This window comes from Streptomyces sp. NPDC017991 (genome assembly GCF_044328075.1).
Lineage (GTDB): Bacteria > Actinomycetota > Actinomycetes > Streptomycetales > Streptomycetaceae > Streptomyces.
Genome location: NZ_JBIRGP010000016.1, coordinates 63838 through 90267, shown reverse-complemented (window position 1 = coordinate 90267; position 26430 = coordinate 63838). Strand labels below are relative to the sequence as shown.

Sequence of the window (26430 nt, the reverse complement as noted above, 5' to 3'; positions counted from 1 at the left end):
GTGCAGGTGTTGCGTCCCACCGTATGCCGGAGGGATGAGGGGAAGTTCCGGGGTCTCGGAATGCGGGCGGCCGACGGCGGCCGGCCGCCCGTTTCCGGTCGTACTCGAATCTCTTACGAGGCTCCGCGCGGGTGGCGGGGCCAGGGGCCTACGCGGACCGCTCCAGGGCCCGCAGCGACCGGTCGGTGATCGAGCGGGAGCCGCGGCCGATGGCGATCGTGCCGGACTGGACCAGCTCCTTGATGCCGAACGGCTCCAGCATCTTGAGCATGGCCTCCAGCTTGTCGGCGCCGCCGGTGGCCTCGATGGTGACGGCCTCCGGGGAGACGTCGACGGTCTTGGCACGGAACAGCTGGACGATCTCGACGATCTGGGAACGCGTCTCGTTGTCGGCGCGCACCTTCACCAGAACGAGTTCGCGCTGAACGGCCGCGCCGGGTTCCAGCTCGACGATCTTCAGCACGTTGACGAGTTTGTTGAGCTGCTTGGTGACCTGTTCGAGCGGGAGTGTCTCGATCACGTTCACCACGATGGTGATGCGCGAGATGTCGGCGTGCTCGGTGACACCGACCGCCAGCGAGTCGATGTTGAAGCCGCGCCGGGAGAACAGGGCGGTGATCCGGGCGAGGACACCGGGCTTGTTCTCCACCAGGACGGAGAGCGTGTGCTTGGACATGGGTCTGCTTCCTTTACCTACGGCTCTCAGTCGTCTTCGTTGTCGCCGAAGTCGGGGCGGACGTCCCGGGCGGCCAGGATCTCGTCGTTCGAGGTGCCGGCGGCGACCATCGGCCACACCATGGCGTCCTCGTGGACGATGAAGTCGATCACGACGGGACGGTCGTTGACCGAGTTCGCCTCTTCGATGACCTTGTCCAGGTCGTCCGCCGATTCGCAGCGGATCGCGTAGCAGCCCATGGCCTCCGACAGCTTCACGAAGTCGGGGACGCGGGTGCCGGCGCTCGGCTGCTTGCCGTCGGCGCCCGGACCGGAGTGCAGCACGGTGTTGGAGTACCGCTGGTTGTAGAAGAGGGTCTGCCACTGGCGGACCATCCCGAGGGCGCCGTTGTTGATGATGGCGACCTTGATCGGGATGTTGTTCAGGGCGCAGGTGGTGAGTTCCTGATTGGTCATCTGGAAGCAGCCGTCACCGTCGATCGCCCAGACCGTACGGTCCGGTGCGCCGGCCTTGGCGCCCATCGCGGCCGGGACCGCGTAGCCCATCGTCCCGGCGCCGCCGGAGTTCAGCCAGGTCGCGGGCTGCTCGTACTGGATGTAGTGCGCGGCCCACATCTGGTGCTGGCCCACACCCGCGGCGAAGATCGTTCCCTGCGGGGCGAGTTGTCCGACGCGCTCGATGACCTGCTGCGGGGAGAGCGAGCCGTTGTCGGGCTGCTCGTACCCGAGCGGGTACGTCTCGCGCCAGCGGCCGAGGTCCTTCCACCAGGCGGTGTAGTCGCCGGGGTGACCGTCGCTGTGCTCCTTCTGCACGGCCTGGATCAGATCCGCGATGACCTCGCGGGCGTCTCCGACGATCGGCACGTCGGCGGCGCGGTTCTTGCCGATCTCGGCCGGGTCGATATCGGCGTGGACGATCTTCGCGTGCGGGGCGAAGCTGTCCAGCTTGCCGGTGACGCGGTCGTCGAAGCGGGCTCCGAGGGCGACGATCAGGTCGGCCTTCTGCAGCGCGGTGACGGCGGTGACCGAACCGTGCATGCCCGGCATTCCCACGTGCAGCGGGTGGCTGTCGGGGAATGCGCCGAGCGCCATCAGGGTGGTGGTGACGGGCGCTCCGGTGAGTTCCGCGAGGACCTTCAGCTCGGCGGTGGCGCCGGCCTTGATGACGCCGCCGCCGACATAGAGGACGGGCCGCTTCGCCTGGGTGATCAGCCGGGCCGCCTCGCGGATCTGCTTGGCGTGCGGCTTGGTCACCGGGCGGTAGCCGGGCAGGTCCATGACGGGCGGCCAGGAGAAGGTGGTCCTGGCCTGGAGGATGTCCTTGGGGATGTCGACCAGGACCGGTCCCGGGCGGCCGCTGGAGGCGATGTGGAACGCCTGCGCGATCGCCTGGGGGATGTCCTCCGCCCTGGTGACCAGGAAACTGTGCTTGGTGATCGGCATGGTGATGCCGACGATGTCCGCCTCCTGGAAGGCGTCCGTACCGATCGCCTTGGACACGACCTGCCCGGTGATCGCGACCAGCGGCACGGAGTCCATGTGGGCGTCCGCGATCGGGGTGACCAGGTTGGTGGCGCCCGGCCCGGACGTCGCCATGCACACCCCGACCTTGCCGGTGGCCTGCGCGTATCCGGTGGCCGCGTGGCCCGCGCCCTGTTCGTGGCGGACCAGCACGTGCCGCACCCGCTTGGAGTCCATCAGCGGGTCGTACGCCGGGAGGATGGTGCCGCCGGGAATGCCGAATACCGTGTCGGCCCCGACCTCCTCAAGAGCACGGACGAGGGACTGCGCTCCTGTCACCTGCTCGGGGGCGGACTGCTGTCCTCCGGAACGGGGCCGCGGCTGCGGGTGGTGGGCCCCGGTGGCCTGCTCGGTCATCGGCATTCTCTTCTCGATGCTGAGGGTTTTTGCGAGTTTTGAGCGGTGTGCGGTTACTGATCGACAGTCACTGGTGCAACAAAAAACCCCTCGTGCCGGGAGGCAAGCGAGGGGAGCGCGTCGGGTGCGGTAGCGGGGACTTCCGGGTCATCGATCCGGTGCTTCCCAGCTCAGCCGACGCGCTTTCCAAGTACGAGAATTCGGGTGCGCATGGCACAGACCCTCCCCCCGGCACGCTGTGCGTGTCAAGTGGGTGGGACGGGAGTCTCATTATGTGAGCGGAGTGCGATACCGGTTCCATACCCTCCCGAGGCGGCGCCCGCCGCGTACGCGCTTGTGCCCCCACCTGCGAAGACGCCGCTGCCACCACCTCCTGCGAAGACGGGCTCGACGGGGCCGTGGGGCACGGCGTAGACGCCGCCGGCGAGGGCGCGGCGCATGCGGTACTCGTCCAGCGGTCCGGAGAAGGCCACGCCCTGTCCATGGGTGCAGCCCATCGAGCGCAGGGCGATGACCTGCTCGGGCAGATCCACGCCGTCGGCCACGGACTGCAGCCCCAGGTCGTTGGCGATCCGCAGTAAACCGCTGGTGATCTTGTGGAGCCGGGCGGACTCGACGACGCCCTCGACCAGACCGCGGTCCAGTTTCAGTACGTCGACGGGCAGTCGGCGCAGCGCGGTGATCGTCGCGTAGCCGCTGCCGAAGCCCTCCAGGGCGATCCGGACGCCGAGCCGCCTGAGCGCCTTCAGGCGGCGCTCCAGCTCGTCCAGGGAGACCTTGGGGTCCGTCTCGGCCAGTTCCACGATCAGTGCGCCGGAGGGCAGCCCGTGCCGGGTGAGCAGCGCCTCCACGGAACTCAGGGGCATGGAGCGGTCGAGGAGTCTGCGGGCGGTCATACGGACGGCGACGGGTACGGCGAGCCCGGTGGCGGCGCGCTCGGCGGCCTGTTCGACCGCCTCCTCCAGCATCCAGCGACCTAGCTCGGCGGTGCGGTCGCTGTCCTCGGCTACGCGCAGGAACTCGGCGGGCGTGAACAGCACCCCCTGGGCCGAGCGCCAGCGCGCCTGCGCGGCCACCGCGGTGATCCGGCCGGTGTCCAGGCAGACCACGGGCTGGTGCAGCAGTGCGAACTCGCCGTCGTGCAGGGCGGCGCGCAGTCTGGTGGCCAGCTCCGCCTTGCGGACGACGTCCTGCTGCATCTGTGGCACGTACAGCTCGACGCGGCCCTTGCCGGCCGCCTTCGCGCGGTACATCGCCAGGTCGGCGTTGCGCAGCAGTTCGCCGGCGCCCAGGCCCGGCTCGGAGAAGGACACCCCGATGGAGGCGGCGACCCGGACATCGTTGCCGTCGATGAGGTACGGCTGCGACAGGGTCGTACGCAGCCGGTCGGCGAGTTCGAAGATGTGGCGCTCGCGCGCGGTGCGGTCACGGGAGCCGTCGCCGACGATCAGGGCCGCGAACTCGTCGCCGCCGAGCCGGGAGGCGGTGTCCCCCTTCCGGACGGCGTCCTGGAGCCTGCGGGCGGCCTGTACGAGGAGCTCGTCACCGGCCTGGTGGCCGATGGTGTCGTTGACCGCCTTGAAGCCGTCGAGGTCGATGAAGAGCACGGCGGTGCCGTGGTCGGAGGAGCGGCGGCCGGAGAGCGCCTGTCCGACGCGCTTGGTGAACAGGGCGCGGTTGGGCAGGTCGGTGAGCGGGTCGTGTTCGGCGTTGTGCTGCAACTGGGCCTGCAGGCGGACCCGTTCGGTCACGTCACGGCTGTTGAAGATGAGGCCGCCGTGGTGGCGGTTGACGGTCGACTCGACGTTGAGCCAGCCTCCCCTCCCGGCTTCGCCCGAGCGGGAGGTGCCCCCGGCGCCGGACCGGAAGCGGCACTCGATGCGCGTGGTGGGTTCCTCCGCGGGGTTGGCGGCGAGGAAGCGGCGCACCTCGTGCACCACGCAGCCCAGGTCCTCCGGGTGGATCAGCGCGGCGAGCTCGGAACCGACCAGTTCCTCGGCGGGCCGTCCGTAGACCCCGGCCGCGGCCGGGCTGACGTACCGGAGGATGCCGTTCGGTGCGGCGATCATGATGACGTCGCTGGAGCCCTGCACCAGGGAGCGGAAGTGGTTCTCCTTCTGGGCCAGTTCGTGTGTGAGGGTGATGTTGTCGACGAGCATGATGCCCTGGCGCACGACGAGGGCGAGGACGACCGTGCCCCCGGTGACGAGCACCACGCGGTCGACGCTGCGGCCGTTGAGCACGTTGTAGAGAATCCCCAGCGTGCAGACGGCGGCGGCCAGGTAGGGAGTGAGCGCCGCCAGCGAACTGCTGATGGGCCGACCGAGGGGATACCGACCGTGACCTCCCTCCTGGAGGGGCACGTGTGCCGGTTGTCCCTGCCGGGGCCCGGGCACGTAGCCGTACACCACGCGCGTGTGTCCTTCTTGTTCCGTGTGTCCGTGCCCCTGCCCCACCCAGGGGGCGTAGGCGAGCAGCAGTGAGCCGGCGAACCAGCCGGCGTCGAGCAACTGCCCGGAGCGGTAGTCGTTGTGGAGCAGTGGCGAGGTGAACAGGGCGTCGCACATCACCGTCAGGGCGAGCGCCCCGATCGCGGTGTTCACCGCGGAGCGGTTCACCGCCGACCGCCTGAAGTGCAGTGCGAGCACCATGCTCACGAGAGCGATGTCGAGCAGCGGATACGCGAGCGACAGCGCGGTGTGGGGGACGCTCGGCTCCTCCGCCTTGGCCGCCTGGGCGAGCGCGAGACTCCAGGAGAGCGTGAGCAGCGAGCCGCCGATCAGCCAGGCGTCGAGCCCCAGGCAGACCCAGCCGGCCTTGCTCACCGGCCGTTTGGCGAGGACGAGCAGTCCCACGATGGCCGGTGGGGCGAAGCACAGGAAGAACAGGTCGGCGTAGCTCGGGCTGGGCACCTGGCTCTGCAGGACTACCTCGTACCAGCCCCAGACGAAGTTGCCCACCGCCGCCATCGTGGAGGACAGCGAGAAGAGCAGCCATGCCGGTCGAAAGCGGCTGCGCCGGGTGCGGGCGCAGAGGAAGCAGGAGACGGCCGCGGTGGCCGCCGCCGCGCTCAGCCCGAAGTCGCCCATGATCAGGGCGAGTCGTGGTGAGCCCCAGCCGAGCGCGGAACCGACGGCGTATCCCGCGCACATCAGGGCCAGCACGAGTTGCGGGACCATGCCCGACCCGCCCCCGGCGAACTGACCGCGGGCCAGCACCGCCCCCGGGGAGCTCACTGCGTCTCTCCGGGCCGAGCCGCCCCCGAGTCCCTCTGGTCCCGGTTCGCCGGATGCGTGTGACGCCGGCGACCGCTCGGCCGGCGGTGGTGACCGCTGTGGCCGCATCTGCGCGTGGGTGGACACCAGGGTCGCCGTCGGCGACCCCGTCGCGTCGGATCGTTGGTCCATAGGCCGTGCATCGCCCGTCGCCCCCCTCGCTGTTGCTGTCTCTCAGTCCCCGGCGCCGGATGGTGCGCGGCGCAGCCCCTGTCGGGACGATACACCAGTCTCGTCACTCAGGGACATAGTTCCTCTACGCTCCGTGACGGCCGACGGGAAATGGACACGGCACGCGTTCGATGGAATGCGGAGGGTACCCATGAGTGCCCGCCGTACGCGTCCGGACGGGAGTGGGGAGGACTACGAGCCCGTCGTAAGGACCACGTTCCGCAGTGGCTCCCGGTTCACGAAACGGTTCAACTGGTCCAGGAGGAGCCGCCGCGCCCGTGGGAAGAACGCGGAGGTGGGGCCGCCCACATGGGGACTGATGAGCACGTTCGGGGCGTGCCACAGGGGGTGGCCCGTCGGCAGCGGCTCGGGGTCGGTGACGTCCAGGGCCGCCCGGAGCCGGCCGCTCTCCAGCTCGGCGAGGAGCGCCCCGGTGTCGACAACCCCGCCACGGGCCACGTTCACGAGGAGCGCCCCGTCCTTCATCCGGGCCAGGAAATCGGCTCCGGCCAGGCCTTTCGTCTGCTCGGTGAGCGGCGTGACGAGCACCACCACATCAGCTTCCGGGAGGAGCTCCCGCAGGGCGGAAATCGGATGCACGGGGCCGCGCGCGGTCTCACGTGCGGAGCGCGCGACGCGCGCCACCCGCGCGAGCTCGAACGGCGCGAGCCGGTCCTCGACGGCCGAGCCCACCGCTCCGTAGCCGACGATCAGAACGCTCTTGTCCGCGAGCGCGGGACGGAACCCCGACCGCCATTCCTCGCCGTCCTGCCCGCGGACGAAATCGGGGACGCCGCGCAGCGAGGCGAGGATCAGGGTGAGGGCGAGTTCGGCGGTGCTCGCGTCGTGCACACCGCGCGCGTTGCACAACTGCACGCCTTCGGGCAGCAGTTCAAGGCCCGGTTGCACGTGGTCGATACCGGCCGACAGGGTCTGCACGACCTGCACGGAGGTCATGTCGGCCAGGGGCCGCACGGAGATGTCGCCGCCCTTCATGTAGGGCACGACGTAGAAGGCGCAGTCGGCGGGGTCGGCGGGGAAGTCCTCCTCACCGTTCCAGTAGCGATAGTCGAGGCCTTCGGGAAGTCCGTCGAGTTCGTCCGGGGAAAACGGGAGCCACACTTCGTACGTCATGGTCAGGAGGCTATGCGAAGCAGCCGTGGACGCAGAGGTTAGTTTGGGGTTGCCAGGAGAGGGAGGGCACGTCCAGGTGGAGCGCAGGACGATCGGGGCGGCGGCGCTCGAAGTGGGGGCTGTCGGTCTCGGGTGCATGCCGATGAACTGGGCGTACTCGGGTTCGCGGCAGCGGGGTCAGGAATCGCTGCGCACCGTGCACGCGGCCCTCGACCGGGGCGCCACGCTCCTGGACACCGCCGACATGTACGGGCCGTTCACCAATGAGCTGCTGGTGGGACGCGCGCTGAAGGAGCGGCGTTCGGAGGCCTTCGTGTCGACCAAGGTCGGCCTGCTGGTGGGTGAGCAGCACATCGTGGCCAACGGCCGTCCCGGCTATGTGAAGCGGGCGTGCGACGCCTCGCTGCGCCGGTTGCAGACGGATGTCATAGACCTTTACCAACTGCACCGCGAGGACCCCGAGGTACCGGTCGAGGAGACCTGGGGCGCGATGGCGGAGCTGGTCTCCGCCGGGAAGGTGCGGGCTCTCGGGCTGTGCGCGGTGGGCGCCCGCGCCGGCCGCAGACCGGGGGCTCGGCTGCACGACGGGACGATACGGAAGCTGGAGCGGGTGCAGCAGGTCTTCCCGGTGAGCGCGGTGGAGGCCGAGCTGTCTGTGTGGTCGCCGGAGGCGCTGGAGGCCCTGTTGCCGTGGTGCGAGGCGCGCGGGGTCGGCTTCCTCGCCGCGATGCCGCTCGGCAACGGCTTCCTGACCGGGACCCTCACTCCCGGCGAGGGCTTCGAACCCGACGACCTGCGGGCCAGGCATCCCCGGTTCACCGCCGAGATGATGGCCGCGAACCAGCCGATCGTGGTCGGTCTGCGCCGCATCGCCGCCCGCCACTCGGCCGCGGCCGGGGGCGCGCCCGTCACCCCCGCGCAGGTGGCTCTGGCGTGGGTGCTGTCGCGCGGGCGGCAGGTGGTTCCCGTGCCCGGGACCAAGCGGGAGTGCTGGGCCGCGGAGAACGCCGCGGCGGCCGGGCTGCGGCTGACGGCGGAGGATCTCGCCGAGGTGGCGGAACTGCCCGCGGCGCTGGGGTCCTGGGACTGAGCGGGATTCCTGGGGCTGCACCGGATTCGGGGAGGAGCGGGATCCGAGGGGCGAGCGGGATCCGAGGGGGGAGAGCCGGGTCACGGCCCCGAATCGCCCGGTTCGGGCGGGGGTCCGGCGATTCGGTGTCCGTGATCGGGAACCCGGGAGGCCCGGGCAGTGTATGAAAAGTAGAACCTGCCGCTTCGAAGGGATCCTCCATCGTGCAACGTCGAGCTGTGACGGCCGTGTTGGCCGCAGCCACGCTCCTGCTGACGGCCGGATGCTCCTCGGACGACGGGGGGAGTCCGGACGGCGGCGGGAGCACGCCCTGGGTCTCACCGAAGCCCGGCACATCGCCCCCGGCCTCCGAGCGGGCGGCCGAGGATGCACCGCCCGCCAAGGGCTCCGTGAAGGTCGTGCGGACCGTCACCGAGGGCCTCAAGACACCCTGGGGCCTGGCGCCCCTGCCCGAGGGCGGCCTTCTGGTGTCCTCGCGCGACGAGGGGACGATCACCCTGGTCGACGAGAAGACCGGCAGGAAGACCGAGGTGGGCTCGGTGCCCGGCGTCGCCCCCGGCGGTGAGGGCGGCCTGATGGGCCTGGCCCTGTCTCCGACGTACGCGTCGGACCACATGGTCTACGCGTACTTCACCTCGGACTCGGACAACCGCGTCGTGCGCATGCAGTACGACGCGAAGAGGCCGGCCGGTGAGCGGCTGGGCGCCCCCGACACGGTGTTCCGGGGCATCCCCAAGGGCACGAACCACAACGGCGGCAGGATCGCCTTCGGCCCGGACAAGATGCTGTACGTGGGCACGGGCGAGACCTATGTCACCGAGCTGGCCCAGGACAAGAAGTCGACGGGCGGCAAGATCCTCCGCCTGACCCCGGAGGGCGAACCGGCACCGGGCAACCCCTTCGACTCACCCGTCTACTCGTACGGCCACCGCAATGTGCAGGGCCTGGCCTGGGACTCGAAGCAGCGGCTGTTCGCCTCGGAGTTCGGCCAGGACACCTGGGACGAGCTGAACCACATCAAGCCGGGCGGCAACTACGGCTGGCCGGACGTGGAGGGCAAGTCCGACGACTCCGAGTACGAGAGCCCGATCGACCAGTGGAACACCGACGAGGCCTCTCCCAGCGGTATCGCCTACGCGGAGGGCTCCGTCTGGATGGCGGGCCTGCGCGGCAAGCGGCTGTGGCGCATCCCGCTCAAGGGCACGGAGGAGTCGGCAAAGCCCCAGGCGTTCCTGGAGGGCGACTACGGCCGTCTGCGCACGGTGGTGTCGGCGGGCGGCGACAAGCTGTGGCTGGTCACGAGCGAGACGGACGGACGGGGAACCCCGGGCGGCGGGGACGACCGGATCCTGGAGCTGCAGGTGAAGTGAGGCGGGGTGGGGTAGGGCGAGGCGAGGCGAGGTGCCTAAGCGGGAGCTTCCGGGTGATCCGGGTCGTCCTGCGGGGCATCCCGGCCGTCCCGCTCCCCCGTGGGCTGTGTCCGTGGGCGGACGACCACCTTGCCCGAGGTCAGGTCTATGGGGCCCCGCCCCGGGTCGCCGTCGTTCAGATCCACGCGGGTCAGTTCCAGCCGCTTGTTCTCGTCCTCGGTGTGCTTGCGGCCCGGTGCGAAGAGGTTTTCGATCATGTTGAACACAGCGGCTCCCTCGGCCCGGCGTCCCCTACAGCGTAAACCTCAGCTCGTGGAACTCATCCGGCTCGTCCCGTCGGGCCGGCGGCGGCCGTCTCCGGCGGGAACAGCCGCATCCGGTGCGCGACGGCCGCCGCCTCGCCCCGGCCGGAGACGCCGAGCTTGGCCAGGATGTTCGAGACGTGGACGCTGGCCGTCTTCGGGGAGATGAAGAGCTCCCCGGCGATCTGGCGGTTGGTGCGGCCGACGGCCACCAGTCGCAGGACGTCACGTTCGCGGCTGGTGAGGCCGAGCGCCTCGGCCGGGTCGGCGGGAGCGAGGGGGGTCCGGCCGGGCGACCGGGCGAGTGTGAGGCGGGCGCGCTGTGCGAGCAGGGCGACGGCGTCGGTGAGCGGCCGTGCGCCGAGGTGGTCGGCGACGGCCCGGGCCAGCCGCAGCAGCTCGGTGGCGCGGCCCCGCTCCTCCTCCGTACCGCCGGAGCCCAGCAGGGCCTCCGCGAGCCGGTAGCGGACGCGGGCCAGGTCGTACGGACGCTCCAGCGGTTCGAAGGCCGCGACCGCCTCGGACCAGTCGTCCGGGGTGTCCCGGCTTTCGGCACGCAGCAGTTCGACGCGTACCCAGAGCTCGTACGCCCGCCATACGGGCACGTTCGTGGTGAGGGACTTGGCGGTCGTGCGCAGGCGTTCGACGAGTTCGGCGCGGCCCGGTTCGGCGGCGGGCAGTCCGCGGGCGTCGGCCTCCGCGGTCGCCGCGGCGAGCAGCAGGGGCCAGCCGTAGCGCTGGGTGCCGGGCGGGAAGCCGAGGCGCAGTGCCCCGTCCAGCTCCGTGCGGGCGTCGAGGAGGCGGCCCTCGCCCGCGGCGATGCCGATCGCGAGGGTGGTCAGGGGCAGCGCGTTCTGGGGCACGGCGTCGTGGGTGCCGAAGTGGCCGCGGGCCTCGGCCAGTTGCGCGCGTGCGGTGGGCAGGCCGCCCCTGGCCAGTTCGAGGCGGGCGTGGAGCATGGTGCGGAAGCCCCGGGGTTTGGCGCTCTGGCCGACCCGCTCCGAGTTGTATCCGGCTTCGGCGGCCTCGGGCCAGCGTCCCAGCGAGAACAGGGACTCGCCGAGGTTGCCCCAGACCCAGGCCTCGGTGTCCAGCAGTCCGTATCTCCGGGTGAGCCGGACGCCTTCCTCCAGGATGCCGACGGCTTCCTGGGAGCGGCCGACGCCCTCCAGATGGGACGGCAGGTTCACATGGGCGCGGCCCATCACATAGGCGGCGCCGAGTTCCGTGGCCCGTTCCTTGACCTCGTGCACCTCGGCGAGTCCGGCGCCGATGTCGCCGGACTCGACCAGGAGTCCGCCCAGCGTGAGGCGGGCGTTCAGCTCGATGTCACGGGCTCCGACCATGCGGGCGTACTGCACGGCGCGTTCGGCGGCCTGGAGTGCGTCCGGGCCGGGCCGGTGCACCATCAGCCAGTTGGCGACGTGGGCGAGGACGTCGGCGTGCACCTCGGACGGCGGCAGTCCCCGGACGAGGTCCTGCGCGGTGCCGAGTTCCTGCCAGCCGTCGCCGAGGCCCTGTCCCTCGACGAGACGGGAGCGCTGGATCCAGAACCAGGCGGCGCGCAGCGGGTCCTGGTCGTCCTCCAGGAGGTGCAGGGCCCGCTTGGTTGTCTTGAGCGCGCGCTTGCGCTCCCCGCAGAACCGGCCCGCCACGGCGGCCTCGGCCATGAGGTCGAGATAGTGCAGCGGGGTGGTGGCCGGGTCGCGGCCACCGGGGGTCCCGCCGCGTACCTCGGGCGGTGGGGGCGGATAGGCCTCGCTGTAGTCGGCGGTGCGCAGTGCGGCGCGTACGGCCTCGGGGGCGGTGTCCCACAGCTCCATCGCCCGTTCCAGGAGCCGTACCTGCTCCGAGTAGGCGTGCCGGCGGCGGGCCGCTACGGAGGCGTCGAGGACGGCGGGCAGGGCCTTGGCGGCGTCGTGCGCGTGGTACCAGTGGCTGGCCAGCCGGGCGGCGCGCTCGCCGGCCGGGACGAGTGAGGGGTCGGCCTCCAGGACTTCCGCGTAGCGGCGGTTGAGGCGGGAACGCTCGCCGGGGAGCAGGTCGTCGCCGACGGCCTCGCGCACCAGCGAGTGACGGAAGCGGTAGCCGTCGCCGTCGGGCGTCGCGAGGAGGATGTTGGCGCCGACGGCGGCCCGCAGCGCCTCGATGAGGTCGTCCTCGGCCAGCCGGGCCACGGCCGCGAGCAGCCGGTACTCCACGGTCGAGCCGCCCTCGGCGACGATTCTGGCGACCCGCTGGGAGCTCTCGGGCAGGCTCTCGACGCGGACGAGGAGCAGATCGCGCAGGGAGTCGGTGAGGCCGGCGGCGCAGCCGTCGTGGGCGGCGACGGCCAGTTCCTCGACGAAGAACGCGTTGCCGTCGGAGCGGGCGAAGATGTCGTCGACCTGGACCGGGTCGGGCTCGGAGCCGAAGATTCCGGCGATCTGGCGGGCGACTTCGGCGCGGGTGAAGCGGCGCAGCTCGATCCGGCGGAGGGTACGCAGCCGGTCGAGTTCGGCGAGCAGGGGGCGCAGTGGGTGGCGGCGGTGGATGTCGTCGGCGCGGTAGGTGGCGACGACGAGGAGGTGGCCGCTGCGCAGGGTGCGGAAGAGGTAGGCGAGGAGGTGGCGGGTGGAGGCGTCCGCCCAGTGCAGGTCCTCCAGGAGGACGACGACGGGGCGGTCGGCGGCGACGCGTTCCAGGAGGCGGACGGTGAGTTCGAAGAGGCGGGCCATGCCGTCCTCGCCATGGCGCCCGCGGGTGGTCTCCCCCAACTCGGGCAGCAGCCGGGCCAGTTCCTCCTCCTGGCCCGTGGCCGCGGCGGCCAGTGCGTCGGGCAGGTGGCGGCGCAGGGCCCGCAGGGCGGTGGAGAAGGGGGCGAAGGGCAGTCCGTCGGCGCCGATCTCGACGCAGCCGCCGACGGCCACGACGGCGCCCTCGCGGCAGGCGCCCGCCGCGAACTCCTCGATGAGCCGGGTCTTTCCGACGCCGGCCTCACCGCCGAGGAGCAACGCCTGCGGCTCGCCCGCGGCGGCACGGGCGAGCGCGTCGTTCAGTACGCCCAGCTCGTCGGCCCGGCCGACGAAGACAGGACTGACGGACCTGGTCTCCACAGCGCCGAGCATCGCACAGGGGTCGGACACCGCGGCACTGGTTATCGGACGCCCACCCCCGACCACGGACCCGCCCGCGGTGGCCCCGCCCACGGCTGCGGGCCCGCCCGCCCGGGACCCGCCCGCAGCCGCCGACCCGCTCGTCCGGTGGCCGTCCGCCGAAGCAGGCCCGTCCGTGGTGGTGGACGGGCCCGCGGTGGACGAGGTGGCGGCCACCCTGGAGGCGGTCACCGTGGAGGCGGTCGCCGGAGAGACGGTCACCGGGATCGTGGGCGGCGAGGACGCGGGCGCGACCGGGAGAGCGGTCGGCCCGTCCTCGGTCCGTGCAGGGCGGCCGACCCCCGTGCGGCCGCCCTGCGACGCGCCGGTGTTCACGCGGCGCGTGCGAACCGGGGCCTGCGGGAGCGGTGGCCGTTCACCCGCCCCTCGCTGTCGTCGTGATCGGATCGCGCGGCCTCGTGCCGGGCGGCACGGCGGGTGCGGGTGGCCTCACGGGCCATGCGGTAGTTGTCGGCGGCACGGATCATCTCCGCGGACCGGATCTGCTGGAGCTCGTACTCGAACATGCTGTACCCCTCGGGAAGAGTGAAGGTGGAGAGTGAACGGTGGAGAGTGACCGATGAGAAGTCACTGTCGGCTCCGCTCGTTTGCGATGCCTCAACCTTCGTCTCCGAGGGGGGTGCGGCACATCGGGAGAGTTCCGCATCTTGAACGCGCGAAGGGCCTTAGTCCCGCCGTAAGTGGCTCACGGCGGGACTAAGGCCCCTCAGGACGTGCGGTTCCTCGCGTACGCGCAGTCGGTCAGCCGGTGGTCGTCGGCATGCCGAGGAGGACGTCGGAGTACTTGAGCGCGGCCAGCAGCAGGCCGATGACGCCGAGCGAGACACCCGCCCAGGCGACGGACTTGACCCACGGGGACTGGGCGGGGATCCGGTCCGGGTTGCCGAAGGCCGGCCTCACCAGCACCACGACACCCACGATCAGCGCGGCCAGCGCGAAGAAGCCGGCGACCAGGGCGTTGGCGTTCCAGGAGTCGGCGTACACCTGCTTGATCTGGGTGGCGACGGCCGAGCCCTGCGCCGTCTCCAGCTGGCCGTAGAGCGAGTCGCGCGCCTGCGCGATGGTGCCGACCCAGCTGCCGGTCAGCGAGACGATGCCCAGTCCGGCGGAGACGACCGCGGCGGCACCCATGCCCACACCGGAACCGGCTCGCGCCGCAACTACGCCCTGCTCGTCCTGCTCGTCCTGCGCGAGCTCGTCGTCGCCCTCATCCGCGAGACCGTCCCTGTCCAGGCTCTCGGAGCCGGTCCGGCCGTCGGCCGCCCCGACCTCCTCGACCTCTCCGACCGCGCCGACGGTGCCCTTCTCGTCATTCTTGCCGAGCTTCACGGCCTCGTCGTCGCGCTGTGCCTCGGTGCCGGTCTCGATTCCGGCCTCGTTCTCTGTCTTGGTTCCCATGCTCCGCACCGTACGGACGCTGTCTGAGAATTTCTTTAAGATCCCGGGATCCTCACGCACGGGTCGGCGGATCGCCTTGTTCGGTGCCACGCGCGCGTGCGGCCCGCCACTCCCCCGCGAGGACCGACCACACCTCCGTGTCCTGTCGTACGCCCCGGTGGGGCCAGTTCTCGCGCAGGACGCCCTCACGGCTCATGCCGAGCCGTCGTGCCACGTTCAGGCTGGGCTCGTTGGCGACGGCCGCGTGCCACTCGACGCGGTGGATGCCGCGTTCGTCGACCGCCCAGTCGATGAGGACGCGGATCGCGCGCGTGATCAGGCCGCGGCCCGACGCCGCGGGCTCCAGCCAGCAGCCGACCTCGCAGACCCCGTGCTCGGCGTCGAAGACCCGGAAGAGCACCCCGCCGACCAGCCGGCCGTCCAGCCACACCCCGTGCAGGCTGCCCGTGTCGGCGGCCTTCTTGTCGGCGAACGACTGGAGCAGTTCGCGCGCGGAGCCGACATCCGTGGCGCGCGAGCCGAAGGAGATGTACTGCTGGACGAACTCGCGCCCGCGGTCGAGATGAGCCAGGAACTCGTCCGCGTGCCACGGCTCCAGAGGCCGCAGTTCACCGCCGTCGTCACCCAGGGATATCGCGTACATCCTGCTGTTGCTCCTTCACGAGTACCGCCGCGGGTACGTCCGCCGGCGCGTCCACCGCACCCGCCGCACCCACCGGATCCACGAGCGCGTCGCCGCGCGCCCCGGGGATCGTCGCACGACGTCCCGGACCGGCGGTACGGGTTTCCGGCGGCTCGATACCGAGGCGCGGCAGGCGCCGGTCGAGCCAGCCGGGCAGCCACCAGTTGGCGCCGCCGAGCAGGTGCATGAGGGCGGGCACCAGGAGCGTACGCAGCACGAACGCGTCGAGGGCGACGGCGGCGGCCAGCCCGACGCCGAACATCGCGATCACGCGGTCGCCGCTGAGCACGAAGGCCAGGAAGACCGAGATCATGATCACGGCGGCGGAGTTGATCACCCGGCCCGTCTCCGCGAGGCCCACCCGGACGGCCCGGCGGTTGTCGCCGGTCTCCAGCCACTCCTCGTACATCCTGCCGACCAGGAACACCTGGTAGTCCATGGAGAGCCCGAAGAGCACGGAGACCATGATCACCGGCAGGAAGGGTTCGATCGGCCCGGCCCGGCCCGGGCCCAGCAGTTCGCCGCCCCAGCCCCACTGGAAGATCGCGACGACGACCCCGAAGGAGGCGGCCACGGCGGCCACGTTCATCGCGGCGGCCTTCAGGGGGATGCCGACGGACCGGAAGGCGAACAGCAGCAGGAGGCAGCCCAGACCGATCACCACGCCCACGAAGAGGGGCAGTTTGCCGACGATGACGTCCGCGAAGTCGTCGTATCCGGCGGTGATGCCGCCGACCCGGAGGTCGAGGGTGGTGCCGGTCCCGGCCCGCGGCAGCACCTCGGTACGGAGCCGGTCGACGAGTTCGCTGGTCCGCCGGGACTGCGGTGAGGACTCCGGTACGACGGCGAGGAAGGCGGTGTCCCCGTCGCCGTCGTACGCCACCGGGGTCACGTCCTGGACGCCCTCGGTCTCCCGGAGCGTGGCGTCGAGGTTGTCGAGGGCGAGCCGGTCCTGGGCGCCGGTGACGGGCGTGACAAGGGTCAGCGGCCCGTTCACGCCCGGCCCGAAGCCCTCCGAGATCAGGTCGTACGCCTGTCGCGTGGTGGCTGTCTCCGGGTTGTTGCCCTGGTCGGAGGTGCCCAGGTGCAGGGAGGACATCGGCAGCGCGAGCAGTGCCATGACGGCGAGGGCGGCGGCGCCGAGAAGTCTGGGGTGCCGTTCGACGAAGGCGGACCAGCGGGCGGCGAGCCCGGTGGTGACCTCGGGTTCGGGCCCGTGCTCGGCCAGCCGGCGGCGTTCGCGGCGGCTCAGCGCGCGCATGCCGATGAGGGAGAGCAGCGCGGGCAGCAGGGTGACGGAGGCGGCGACCGTCAGGACCACGGTGAGCGAGGCGGCGACCGCGACGCCGTTCAGGAAGCCGAGCCGCAGGATGAGCATGCCCAGCAGGGCGATGCAGACGGTGGCGCCCGCGAAGACGACCGCGCGCCCGGTGGTGGCCACCGCGTCGCGGGCGGCCTCCTCGACCGGGAGGCCGCGCCTGAGTCCGCGGCGGTGCCTGGTGACGATGAACAGCGCGTAGTCGATGCCGACGCCCAGCCCGATCAGCAGGCCGAGCACGGGCGCGAAGTCGGCGACGGTCATCACGTGTCCGAGCAGCCCGATTCCGGCGTACGCGGTGCCGACGCCCACCAGGGCCGTGGCGATGGGCAGAGCCGAGGCGGCGAGGGAGCCGAAGGCGAGGAAGAGGACCACCGCGGCGACGGCCACGCCGACGATCTCGGCGAGGTGTCCGCCGGAGGACTCGGTGAGGGCGACGGCCTGGCCGCCCAGCTCGACCTGGAGCCCGTCGGTCCCGGCGGCCTTCGCGGCGTCGACGACGGCCGAGGCCTCGCCCCGGTCGACGTTCTCGACCGGGGCGTCGAAGGTCACCGTGGCGTAGGCGGTACGCCCGTCGCCGCTGATCCGCGCGGAACCGGAACCCTCGCCTCCGGACCCCTCGCCACCGGAACCCTCATAGGGGCTGGCGACCGCGGCCACCCCCGGAAGGCCGGCGATCCGGTCGAGGGCGCGGGTCATGGCCTGTTCGACGTCGGCGGCGCGGACCGTACCCGGGGTGGAGTGCCAGACGACGGTGTCGCTGTCGCCGCCGAGACCGGTGAAGTTGTCCCGCAGCAGCTCGGCGGCCCGGCCCGACTCGGTGCCCGGCACCTGGTAATCGTTCGAGTACGCGGATCCGGCGACGAGTGAGGCGGCGGCGGTCCCGCCGAAGGCGATGAGCCAGAGCAGTAGGGCGACGAGACGGTGCTGCACACACCAACGTGCGAGGGCTGCCACGGACGAGCTCCCTGGGGGATTTGGATCTTTATCAGGAACTGCCCGCAAAGAACGCATGACCGATGCGTTGTCACTCGTTTGGTGGGTCCGCACACATTCCCCGTACGGCCCCCGCTGAGACACACCCCACCGGGGAGCGACCTACAGGGCCGCGGAGAACGGCGCAGTCTTCTGCCTTTTTTGGGGGCGCGGGGAACGGCGCAATCCTTTGCTTGTGGGGGCGCGGGCAACGGCGCAATCCTTTGCTTGTGGGGGCGCGGGGAACGGCGCGACCCGCCACGACGCACCCGCACCCGTACTCGCACCCACACCCGCACCCGCACCCGCACCCGTCAGCTCACCCGAAGCCCCCGGACGGCGGAACGCCGAAGGGACGCCGCACCGCCAGGTGCAACGTCCCTTCGCACGAAGAAGCCCGAGCGCTAGCCCTCGACACCAAGCTTCTCAAGGATCAGCTCCTTGACCCGCGCGGCGTCGGCCTGCCCCCGCGTGGCCTTCATGACGGCCCCCACCAGCGCACCGACCGCAGCCACCTTGCCCCCACGGATCTTGTCCGCGACACCAGGGTTCCCGGCGATGGCCTCATCGACGGCGACCGTCAACGCACCCTCGTCGGAGACGACCTTCAGACCGCGCTTCTCGACGACCTCGTCCGGCGTGCCCTCACCCTTGACGACCCCGTCGATGACCTGACGGGCCAGCTTGTCGTTGAGCGAACCCTCGCCGACCAGCGCGGCCACCCGGGCGACCTGCTCGGGCGTGATGGCCAGCCCGTCCAGGGACACCCCGGACTCGTTGGCCGCGCGCGCCAGCTCCCCCATCCACCACTTGCGGGCGGAGGCCGCGTCGGCGCCCGCCCCGATCGTGGCGACGATGAGGTCGATGGCTCCGGCGTTGAGCATCGACTGCATGTCGTGGGCGTTGACGCCCCACTCCTCGCGCAGCCGGTTGCGGCGGGCCAGCGGCTGCTCGGGCAGCCCGGCACGCAGCTCCTCGACCCACGCACGGGACGGGGCGACCGGCACGAGGTCGGGCTCCGGGAAGTACCGGTAGTCCTCGGCCTCCTCCTTCACACGCCCCGAGGTCGTCGACCCGGTGTCCTCGTGGAAGTGACGGGTCTCCTGGATGATCGTGCCGCCGTCGTTGAGTACGGCGGCGTGCCGCTGGATCTCGAAACGGGCCGCACGCTCCACGGAACGCAGCGAGTTGACGTTCTTCGTCTCGCTGCGCGTACCGAACTTCTCCCGGCCGTGCGGACGCAGCGACAGGTTCACGTCGCAGCGCATCTGGCCCTGCTCCATGCGGGCCTCGGAGACACCGAGCGCCTTGATCAGCTCGCGCAGCTCGGCGACGTACGCCTTGGCGACCTCGGGGGCACGCTCTCCCGCCCCCTCGATCGGCTTGGTGACGATCTCGATGAGCGGGATGCCGGCGCGGTTGTAGTCGAGCAGCGAGTGCGAGGCGCCGTGGATACGGCCCGTCGCGCCACCGACGTGCAGCGACTTGCCGGTGTCCTCCTCCATGTGGGCGCGCTCGATCTCCACGCGGAAGACCTCGCCGTCGTCCAGCTGGACGTCGAGGTAGCCGTTGAAGGCGATCGGCTCGTCGTACTGGGAGGTCTGGAAGTTCTTCGGCATGTCCGGATAGAAGTAGTTCTTCCGGGCGAAGCGGCACCACTCGGCGATCTCGCAGTGCAGCGCGAGGCCGATCTTGATCGCGGACTCGACGCCGATCGCGTTGACGACCGGCAGCGCGCCCGGCATGCCCAGACAGGTCGGGCAGGCCTGCGAGTTGGGCTCGGCGCCCAGCTCGGTGGAACAGCCGCAGAACATCTTGGTCTTGGTGCCGAGTTCGACATGGACTTCGAGGCCCATGACGGGGTCGTACGACGCCAGCGCGTCCTCGTACGACACCAGGTCATTCGTGACAGTCACGGTGAAACTTTCCCCTCAGCCCAGCAGGACGTCTTCGTCGCCCAGGCGCTTGAGCTCCCGGTAGAGGATGGCGAGGCCGGTGACGATGGCGGCGGCGGATACGGTCGCGTCGATCAGCCTCAGCGTGTCCCCGTCACTGCGGGCCAGCTTGATCTGCTTGGCGACGCTGATCGCGCCGAACGCGGTACTGCCGAGCGACACGTACAGACCGGTCTTCGACTTCTTGAAGTTCTTTGCCTTCTTGGCCATGGCGGTCACAGCGACGGAGCCTCCTCGATCAACGGGTGACCCCAGCGTTCCACGAACGCGGCCTCGACGGCGGCTCCCACCTTGTACAGGCGGTCGTCCTTGAGGGCCGGCGCGATGATCTGGAGGCCGACGGGCAGGTTGTCCTCGGGTGCGAGGCCGCAGGGCAGCGACATCGCGGCGTTGCCCGCGAGGTTGGTCGGGATGGTGCACAGGTCCGCGAGGTACATCGCCATCGGGTCGTCGGCGCGCTCGCCGATCGGGAAGGCGGTGGTCGGCGTCGTCGGCGAGACGATCACGTCGACCTGCTCGAACGCCTTCTCGAAGTCCCGCGTGATGAGCGTACGGACCTTCTGGGCGCTGCCGTAGTACGCGTCGTAGTAGCCGGAGCTGAGCGCGTACGTGCCGAGCATGATGCGGCGCTTGACCTCGTCGCCGAAGCCCGCCTCGCGGGTGAGGGCGGTGACCTCCTCGGCGGAGTGCGTGCCGTCGTCGCCGATGCGCAGGCCGTAGCGCAGGCCGTCGAAGCGGGCGAGGTTGCTCGAACACTCGGACGGGGCGATGAGGTAGTACGCCGACAGGGCCAGGTCGAAGGACGGGCAGTCCAGCTCGACGATCTCGGCGCCCAGTTCCTTGAGGAGCGCGACCGACTCGTCGAAGCGCTGCACGACACCGGCCTGGTAGCCCTCGCCGCGGAACTGCTTGACGACGCCGACGCGCATCCCGTCCACGCTGCCGTTGCGGGCGGCCTCGACGACGGCCGGGACCGGCTCGTCGATGGAGGTCGAGTCGAGCGGGTCGTGTCCGGCGATGACCTCGTGCAGGAGGGCCGCGTCCAGAACGGTACGGGCGCAGGGCCCACCCTGGTCGAGGCTGCTGCTGAAGGCCACCATGCCGTACCGGGACACCCCGCCGTACGTGGGCTTCACGCCGACCGTGCCGGTGACGGAGGCGGGCTGGCGGATGGAGCCGCCGGTGTCGGTGCCGATCGCGAGGGGCGCCTGGTAGGAGGCGAGGGCCGCGGACGAACCGCCGCCGGAGCCGCCGGGGATGCGCGACAGGTCCCACGGGTTGCCGGTCGGCCCGTACGCGCTGTTCTCGGTGGAGGACCCCATGGCGAACTCGTCCATGTTGGTCTTGCCGAGGATGACGACGTCGGCCGCCTTGAGCCGCGCGGTGACCGTGGCGTCGTAGGGCGGGATCCAGCCCTCCAGCATCTTCGAACCGACGGTGGTCGGGATGCCCTTGGTGGTGAAGATGTCCTTGAGGGCGAGCGGTACGCCGGCCAGCGGGCCGAGCTTCTCGCCCCGGGCCCGCTTCTCGTCGACCGCGCGGGCCTGGGCGAGCGCCCCTTCCCGGTCGACGTGCAGGAAGGCGTGCACCTTCTCGTCGACGGCGCCGATGCGCGCGAGGTGGGCCTCGGTGACCTCGACGGCGGTGAGCTCGCCGGCGGCGATCGCGGCGGCGATCTCGGCGGCGGTGAGCTTGATGATGTTGACGTTGCTGTCCGTCATGGTGATTAGTCCTCCCCCAGGATCTGCGGCACCTTGAAACGCTGCTGTTCCTGGGCCGGGGCGCCGGAGAGCGCCTGCTCGGGGGTGAGCGACGGACGGACCTCGTCCGCGCGCATGACGTTCGTCAGCGGCAGCGGGTGGGAGGTCGGCGGTACGTCTTGGTCGGCGACCTCGCTGACGCGGGCGACCGCGCCGATGATGTCGTCGAGCTGACCGGCGAAGTGGTCGAGCTCTTCGCCCTTCAGCTCCAGACGCGCCAGTCGGGCGAGGTGGGCGACCTCCTCGCGCGTGATGCCAGGCATGCAGCGATCCTCAGGGGTGAGTGCGTGTGGTGTGGCCCAATCCTATGGGGCGCGACCAGATCCCCGTACATCGGTTTCCCCGCCGCCCGGCCGAAGGCGAACGGGCGGACGCGAACGGACGGGCGCCGACGGCACGAAGCCCGCACGGGAAACGCCCACCCGTCGAGGTGCCCGCCTCGGGCCGTGCGGGTGGGAAAGAATCCTTATTCGTCCGCCGCCGCCGCGGGCAACGCGGCGGCGGGCCGCTGCCACCCCCGCGACCCGCGCGCCAGCAACCACGCCGTGGCCTCCTCCGGAGGCATCGCCGCGGCCACCAGCCAGCCCTGAACCGCGTCGCACCCCAGATCCCGCAACCGCTCCCACGTCTCGTCGTCCTCGACGCCCTCCGCGACGACGAGCAGCCCGAGCGAATGCGCGAGATCCACCGTGCAGCGCACGATCTCGGCGTCCTCCGTGTCCACCGCGAGCCGCGCCACGAACGAGCGGTCGATCTTCAGCTCGCTCACCGGCAGCCGCCGCAGATGCACCAGCGACGAGTACCCGGTCCCGAAGTCGTCGAGGGACATCTTCACGCCGTGCGCGGTCAGCGCGGCGAGGGTGTCGGCGGCCCGCTGCGGGTCCTCCAGCAGGACGTGTTCCGTTATCTCCAGCTGCAGCGCCCCCGCGGGTACCCCGTGCCGGGCGAGCCGCGCGGCCACCGATCCCGCGAAGCCTGGAGTGTGCACGTCCCGGGGCGACACGTTCACGGCGACCGGCACCCGAAGCCCCTGGGCACGCCAGCGCGCCACCTGCGCGAGCGCCGCCTCCAGTACGTACTCGGTCAGATGCGGCATCAGACCGGACGACTCGGCGATGGCTATGAACTCGTCCGGCGGCACCTTCCCGCGCTCGGGATGCACCCACCGTACGAGCGCCTCAAGGCCGGCGACCTGCCCGTCGAAGCGCACCTTCGGCTGGTAGTGCAGCTCGACGTCCCCCGCGTCGAGCGCCCGCCGCAGATCGCCCAGCAGCCCGAGCCGGTCGGGGGTGTTGGAGTCCCGCTTGGACTCGTAGACCTCCACCCCCGTACGGTCCCGCTTCGCCTGGTACATCGCGACGTCCGCCCGCCGCAGCAGCCCCTCCGCGTCCAGCGCGTGGTCGGGGAAGACGGCGAGCCCGGCGCTGGCCTCCAGCACGAGCGTCAGCCCGTCGAGGTCGAGCGGCGACCCGAGCGCGGTCACGAGGCCGCGGGCGACCCGCGTCGCCGACGTCGTCGAGTCGGCGATGGGCAGCAGCACGGCGAACTCGTCCCCGCCCAGCCGCGCGGCCTCCGCCCCGCGCGGCAGAGCGACCCGCAGCCGGTCCGCTATCTGCAACAGCAGCCGGTCCCCGGCGAGATGTCCGAGCGTGTCGTTCACCGACCTGAAGCGGTCCAGGTCGATCAGCATCAGAGCGGAACGCGCACCGATTCGCTCGGCGTCGTCCAGCGCCCGCCAGGTCCGTTCGAGCAGCCACTGCCGGTTGGGCAGTCCCGTGAGGGGATCACGCAGTTGCTCCTCGGCCCGGGCCCGCGCTATCCAGAGCGTGGAGTCGAGAGCGATGAGGGGCACGGCGAAGAGCGGCAGGAGCGCGGGGAGGGCGACGGCGACCACACAGATCAGCGGAGCGATACCGAGCAGCGCGACGGCCACGAGCCCCTGCCTGACCAAGGCCGTGCGGGCGACGGTCGGCAGTCCCGGCGTGCGCGGCGCGTGGAGGTACCAGAGCAGCGCGCGGCTCACTACGAGATACGCCCCGGCCGCCAACACCACCTGAGGCACGGTGAAAACGGTCCATGTCTCCGGTTTCCAGGGCGCCTCGACGGACGGCACCCGGCCGAACGCGGCCAGTACCAGCGCCCCGGCGCCGAGGCCGAGGATGTCCACCGCGCCGTGCAGGATGCCCTGGCGCCAGCGGTGCCGGCGGGCTATGCCGACGAGCACGACGACGGTGAGGCTGACCATTCCGGCCGGCACCCAGCCGTGGAGCAGCAGGACGGCGAGGGTGAGGGCCGCTCCGGAGCCCGTGCCGCCCCACCAGCGGGACCGGCCGAGGGCGACCAGATGGCCGACGATGACGCCGACCAGGACGGCCAGCGCCCAGCCCGCCGACCCGGACGGGAAGAGCGCGTGATGGCCGGTGAAGGCTCGGTAGAAACCGGCGCCCAGCACGGCCGCGGCGGCCACGACGACGACCGTGGGCAGCGCGGGCCCGGTCAGTTGCCGGTCGGTCTCCTGGCCGGGTGCCTGGGAGTGGGAGCCGGGGACGGCGGTGAACCGGCCCGAGCCGTGCCCGTCCGTGCCGGCGTGCTGTCCGGTGGCGTACCCCTGCACGCCGGATCGCTCCGCGGGCCTGGTGACGCCGAGGCCCGCCCCGAACTCCCGGCTTCGCTCCAGCAAGGGGTGCCCCCATCGCCGCACGCCGGTCATCCAGCGTGGGCGCAGCCGTGAGTCCGGGGCGGCGCTCTCGGTCGGTTCCATTCCCGTCCCTCTCACGGCCGGCGGTGCCCACGCCACGCGGCCCGACGCACGATCAGTCCCTCAACGGCTCCGCGTCTGAAAAACCCTTCCCCCGGCTCCTGAAGAGCAAGGGGGTGCGCCAACCGCAGCTGGGCACGGCAGGCGCAGACCTCAACAGTAGGCCGCAGAAGGCTCCCAAGGGCAGCGGTCGTCTACGGTTGCCCGAATGCGACACGGCCGCCCCTCTGCATCTGGTATGCGCCGAACGGGTGGTCTTCAACCGCTACCCCTCGATCGGAAGTGCCGCTTCCGCCGCTGCCTCCGGTCCCTGTTCGAGCAGAACGGCGAAACCGTCCTCGTTCAGAACCGGCACTTTGAGCTGCATGGCCTTGTCGTACTTCGATCCAGGATTGTCACCTACGACAACGAAAGCCGTCTTCTTCGAAACAGAACCGGTCACTTTCGCCCCACGGCTCTGGAGTGCCTCTTTCGCTCCGTCGCGTGTGTGACGTTCCAGCGTGCCGGTGACCACGACGGTCAGTCCCGCGAGCGGGCGGGGTCCCTCGTCCTCGCCGGAGCCCTCCTCCTCCGTGCGGACGCCGGCGGCCTTCCACTTGCGGAGGATCTCCTGGTGCCAGTCGACCGCGAACCATTCCTTGAGCGAGGCCGCGACGATGCCTCCGACGCCGTCGACCGCCTGCAACTCCTCCTCGGTCGCCGCCTGAATCCGGTCGATGGACCGGAATTCGCGGGCCAGCGCCTCGGCCGCGACCGGACCCACGTGCCGGATGGACAGGCCGGTGAGGACGCGGGCCAGCGGGCGCTCCTTGGCCGCGGCGATGTTCTCCAGCATCGCGAGGGCGTTCTTCCTGGGCGCGCCCTCCTGGTTGGCGAAGACCGTGGCGATCTTCTCCTCGCCGGTCTCCGGGTCCCGCTTGGGCAGTCCGCTGTCCTGGTCGAGGACGTACGCCCTGATGGGCAGGAGTTGCTCGATGGTGAGGTCGAAGAGGTCGCCCTCGTCCCCCAGGGGCGGCTGCGAGGGCTCCAGCGGCTTGGTGAGCGCGGCGGCGGCCACGTAACCGAAGTTCTCGATGTCCAGGGACTTGCGGCCGCCGAGGTAGAAGAGCCGCTCGCGCAGTTGGGCCGGGCAGGTGCGGCCGTTGGGGCAGCGCAGGTCGATGTCCCCCTCCTTGGCCGGCGCCAGCGGGGTGCCGCACTCGGGGCACTGGGCGGGCATCTCGAACTCCCGCTCGCTGCCGTCGCGCAGGTCGACGACCGGTCCGAGGATCTCGGGGATGACGTCACCGGCCTTGCGCAGCACCACCGTGTCGCCGATGAGGACGCCCTTGGCCTTGACCACGTCCTGGTTGTGCAGGGTCGCGAACTCGACCTCGGAACCGGCCACCGTGACGGGTTCCACCTGCGCGTACGGAGTGACACGGCCGGTACGGCCGACGCCGACCCGGATGTTGACCAGCTTGGTGTTGACCTCCTCCGGCGCGTACTTCCACGCGATCGCCCAGCGCGGGGCGCGGGAGGTCGAGCCGAGGCGGCCCTGGAGGGGGATCTCGTCGAGCTTGACGACGACGCCGTCGATCTCGTGCTCCACGGAGTGGCGGTTCTCTCCGTAGAAGGCGATGAACTCCCGGACGCCGTCGAGGTCTTCGACGACCTTGCCGTAGCGGGTCGTCGGCAGGCCCCACTCGCGCAGCAGCTCGTACGCGTGCGAGAGGCAGTCGATGTCGAAGCCCTCGCGCGCGCCGATGCCGTGCACCACCATGTGCAGCGGGCGGGTGGCCGTGACGCGGGGGTCCTTCTGGCGCAGTGAACCCGCCGCCGCGTTGCGCGGGTTGGCGAACGGCTTGTCGCCGGCCTCCACCAGGCGGGCGTTGAGCTCCTCGAACTTCTCCATCGGGAAGTAGACCTCGCCGCGGATCTCCACGAGGTCGGGGATGCGCTCGCCCCGGAGGCGGTCCGGGATCTCCGCGATCGTACGGACGTTGGGCGTGATGTCCTCGCCCGTGCGGCCGTCGCCGCGGGTCGCCGCGCGCGTGAGACGCCCGTGCTCGTACGTGAGGTTGACCGCGAGGCCGTCGACCTTCAGCTCGCACAGGAAGTGGTGGGCGGACGTGCCGACCTCCTTGGCGATGCGCTCCGCCCAGGCGGCCAGCTCCTCGTCGTCGAAGGCGTTGTCCAGGGAGAGCATGCGCTCGGCGTGCTGGACTGCCGTGAACTCCGTCGCGTACGCCCCCGCGACCTTCTGGGTCGGCGAGTCCGGGGTGCGCAGCTCGGGATACTCGTCCTCCAGGGCCTCCAGGGAGCGCAGGAGCTTGTCGAAGTCCGCGTCGCTGACGACCGGCGCGTCCTTCACGTAGTACCGGAAGCGGTGCTCCTCGATCTGCTCAGCGAGCTGCGCGTGCTTCTCCCGTGCCTCGCTGGGCGCGGGCCCCGCAGCCGCGGCCCCGGCCTCGGCCCCGACTCTGGCTTCGGCCTCGGCCTCGGTCGAGGCGGTCTGTGCGTCCTTGTCGCCGGCCACCGTGTCGTCCTCCCGT

Annotated in this window: 18 protein-coding genes; 2 read left to right on the top strand and 16 right to left on the bottom strand. The window is 71.2% G+C overall.

Translation table 11 applies throughout. The annotated features are described in order from the left end of the window. Window positions 1-148: 148 nt before the first annotated feature. From ilvN to ACH4DZ_RS37315, 4 genes are all read right to left on the bottom strand, one after another. Window positions 149-676 carry an acetolactate synthase small subunit gene (gene ilvN / locus ACH4DZ_RS37330; protein ID WP_398292946.1) on the bottom strand — a complete coding sequence of 176 codons (528 nt, stop codon included), beginning with the start codon at window positions 674-676 and terminating at the stop codon, window positions 149-151. A gap of 26 nt (window positions 677-702) precedes the next feature. Further along, window positions 703-2559 (bottom strand): acetolactate synthase large subunit, encoded by a 1857-nt coding sequence (locus ACH4DZ_RS37325; RefSeq protein WP_398292944.1) that lies wholly within the window; start codon window positions 2557-2559, stop codon window positions 703-705. A gap of 239 nt (window positions 2560-2798) precedes the next feature. Continuing rightward, window positions 2799-5732 (bottom strand): putative bifunctional diguanylate cyclase/phosphodiesterase, encoded by a 2934-nt coding sequence (locus ACH4DZ_RS37320; RefSeq protein WP_398293313.1) that lies wholly within the window; start codon window positions 5730-5732, stop codon window positions 2799-2801. A 459-nt stretch (window positions 5733-6191) separates the two neighbouring features. Next, complete coding sequence (locus ACH4DZ_RS37315; RefSeq protein ID WP_398292942.1) at window positions 6192-7133, bottom strand: 2-hydroxyacid dehydrogenase; 942 nt, start codon at window positions 7131-7133, stop codon at window positions 6192-6194. A 76-nt stretch (window positions 7134-7209) separates the two neighbouring features. On the opposite strand from ACH4DZ_RS37315, the gene ACH4DZ_RS37310 reads away from it, so the two are divergent. Beyond that, entirely contained in the window at window positions 7210-8223 is a 1014-nt protein-coding gene (locus ACH4DZ_RS37310; protein ID WP_398292940.1) for an aldo/keto reductase, read from the top strand. Window positions 8224-8441: 218 nt separating this feature from the next. Then, window positions 8442-9593: a PQQ-dependent sugar dehydrogenase gene (locus ACH4DZ_RS37305; protein ID WP_398292938.1), complete on the top strand. Its 1152-nt coding sequence runs from the start codon at window positions 8442-8444 to the stop codon at window positions 9591-9593. Between the two features lie 35 nt (window positions 9594-9628). On the opposite strand, the gene ACH4DZ_RS37300 is transcribed toward ACH4DZ_RS37305, so the two are convergent. The 12 genes from ACH4DZ_RS37300 to ligA form a co-directional block, all read right to left on the bottom strand. Beyond that, a complete protein-coding gene (locus tag ACH4DZ_RS37300; protein ID WP_398292936.1) occupies window positions 9629-9850 on the bottom strand; it encodes a DUF6191 domain-containing protein in 222 nt (73 codons plus the stop codon). 62 nt (window positions 9851-9912) lie between these two features. Further along, window positions 9913-13002: an AAA family ATPase gene (locus ACH4DZ_RS37295; protein ID WP_398293311.1), complete on the bottom strand. Its 3090-nt coding sequence runs from the start codon at window positions 13000-13002 to the stop codon at window positions 9913-9915. Window positions 13003-13361: 359 nt separating this feature from the next. Continuing rightward, window positions 13362-13556 carry a hypothetical protein gene (locus tag ACH4DZ_RS37290; RefSeq protein WP_398292934.1) on the bottom strand — a complete coding sequence of 65 codons (195 nt, stop codon included), beginning with the start codon at window positions 13554-13556 and terminating at the stop codon, window positions 13362-13364. A 235-nt stretch (window positions 13557-13791) separates the two neighbouring features. Continuing rightward, on the bottom strand, window positions 13792-14448 hold the full coding sequence (locus ACH4DZ_RS37285) for a hypothetical protein (protein ID WP_398292933.1): 657 nt from the start codon (window positions 14446-14448) through the stop codon (window positions 13792-13794). 52 nt (window positions 14449-14500) lie between these two features. Continuing rightward, window positions 14501-15091 carry a GNAT family N-acetyltransferase gene (locus tag ACH4DZ_RS37280; RefSeq protein WP_398292931.1) on the bottom strand — a complete coding sequence of 197 codons (591 nt, stop codon included), beginning with the start codon at window positions 15089-15091 and terminating at the stop codon, window positions 14501-14503. Beyond that, a complete protein-coding gene (locus tag ACH4DZ_RS37275) occupies window positions 15069-17405 on the bottom strand; it encodes an MMPL family transporter (RefSeq protein WP_398292929.1) in 2337 nt (778 codons plus the stop codon). The genes ACH4DZ_RS37280 and ACH4DZ_RS37275 overlap by 23 nt, the downstream gene beginning before the upstream one ends. 422 nt (window positions 17406-17827) lie before the next feature. Continuing rightward, window positions 17828-19339, bottom strand: coding sequence for an Asp-tRNA(Asn)/Glu-tRNA(Gln) amidotransferase subunit GatB (gene gatB, locus ACH4DZ_RS37270; protein ID WP_398292927.1), 1512 nt, complete (start codon window positions 19337-19339; stop codon window positions 17828-17830). 15 nt (window positions 19340-19354) lie between these two features. Further along, a complete protein-coding gene (locus ACH4DZ_RS37265) occupies window positions 19355-19588 on the bottom strand; it encodes a hypothetical protein (RefSeq protein ID WP_189776246.1) in 234 nt (77 codons plus the stop codon). A 5-nt stretch (window positions 19589-19593) separates the two neighbouring features. Next, window positions 19594-21099 (bottom strand): Asp-tRNA(Asn)/Glu-tRNA(Gln) amidotransferase subunit GatA, encoded by a 1506-nt coding sequence (gatA, locus tag ACH4DZ_RS37260; RefSeq protein WP_398292925.1) that lies wholly within the window; start codon window positions 21097-21099, stop codon window positions 19594-19596. A gap of 5 nt (window positions 21100-21104) precedes the next feature. Continuing rightward, complete coding sequence (gene gatC / locus ACH4DZ_RS37255) at window positions 21105-21401, bottom strand: Asp-tRNA(Asn)/Glu-tRNA(Gln) amidotransferase subunit GatC (protein WP_015036350.1); 297 nt, start codon at window positions 21399-21401, stop codon at window positions 21105-21107. A gap of 203 nt (window positions 21402-21604) precedes the next feature. Next, the gene (locus ACH4DZ_RS37250) at window positions 21605-23899 is read right to left on the bottom strand and encodes a putative bifunctional diguanylate cyclase/phosphodiesterase (RefSeq protein WP_398292923.1); all 2295 of its coding nucleotides are present in this window, start codon (window positions 23897-23899) and stop codon (window positions 21605-21607) included. Between the two features lie 262 nt (window positions 23900-24161). Continuing rightward, entirely contained in the window at window positions 24162-26414 is a 2253-nt protein-coding gene (gene ligA, locus ACH4DZ_RS37245; RefSeq protein ID WP_398292921.1) for an NAD-dependent DNA ligase LigA, read from the bottom strand. Window positions 26415-26430 lie beyond the last annotated feature (16 nt).

What these genes read in the sequence shown, in the direction of transcription:
- ACH4DZ_RS37320 (WP_398293313.1), bottom strand. Translation starts at nt 5,732, where the DNA reads ATGGTCCCGCAACTCGTGCTGGCCCTGATGTGCGCGGGATACGCCGTC.
- gatC (WP_015036350.1), bottom strand. Translation starts at nt 21,401, where the DNA reads ATGCCTGGCATCACGCGCGAGGAGGTCGCCCACCTCGCCCGACTGGCG.
- ACH4DZ_RS37315 (WP_398292942.1), bottom strand. Translation starts at nt 7,133, where the DNA reads ATGACGTACGAAGTGTGGCTCCCGTTTTCCCCGGACGAACTCGACGGA.
- ACH4DZ_RS37290 (WP_398292934.1), bottom strand. Translation starts at nt 13,556, where the DNA reads ATGTTCGAGTACGAGCTCCAGCAGATCCGGTCCGCGGAGATGATCCGT.
- ACH4DZ_RS37300 (WP_398292936.1), bottom strand. Translation starts at nt 9,850, where the DNA reads ATGATCGAAAACCTCTTCGCACCGGGCCGCAAGCACACCGAGGACGAG.
- gatA (WP_398292925.1), bottom strand. Translation starts at nt 21,099, where the DNA reads ATGACGGACAGCAACGTCAACATCATCAAGCTCACCGCCGCCGAGATC.
- ACH4DZ_RS37250 (WP_398292923.1), bottom strand. Translation starts at nt 23,899, where the DNA reads ATGGAACCGACCGAGAGCGCCGCCCCGGACTCACGGCTGCGCCCACGC.
- ACH4DZ_RS37325 (WP_398292944.1), bottom strand. Translation starts at nt 2,559, where the DNA reads ATGCCGATGACCGAGCAGGCCACCGGGGCCCACCACCCGCAGCCGCGG.
- ACH4DZ_RS37265 (WP_189776246.1), bottom strand. Translation starts at nt 19,588, where the DNA reads ATGGCCAAGAAGGCAAAGAACTTCAAGAAGTCGAAGACCGGTCTGTAC.
- ACH4DZ_RS37280 (WP_398292931.1), bottom strand. Translation starts at nt 15,091, where the DNA reads ATGTACGCGATATCCCTGGGTGACGACGGCGGTGAACTGCGGCCTCTG.
- ACH4DZ_RS37285 (WP_398292933.1), bottom strand. Translation starts at nt 14,448, where the DNA reads ATGGGAACCAAGACAGAGAACGAGGCCGGAATCGAGACCGGCACCGAG.
- ACH4DZ_RS37295 (WP_398293311.1), bottom strand. Translation starts at nt 13,002, where the DNA reads ATGCTCGGCGCTGTGGAGACCAGGTCCGTCAGTCCTGTCTTCGTCGGC.
- ilvN (WP_398292946.1), bottom strand. Translation starts at nt 676, where the DNA reads ATGTCCAAGCACACGCTCTCCGTCCTGGTGGAGAACAAGCCCGGTGTC.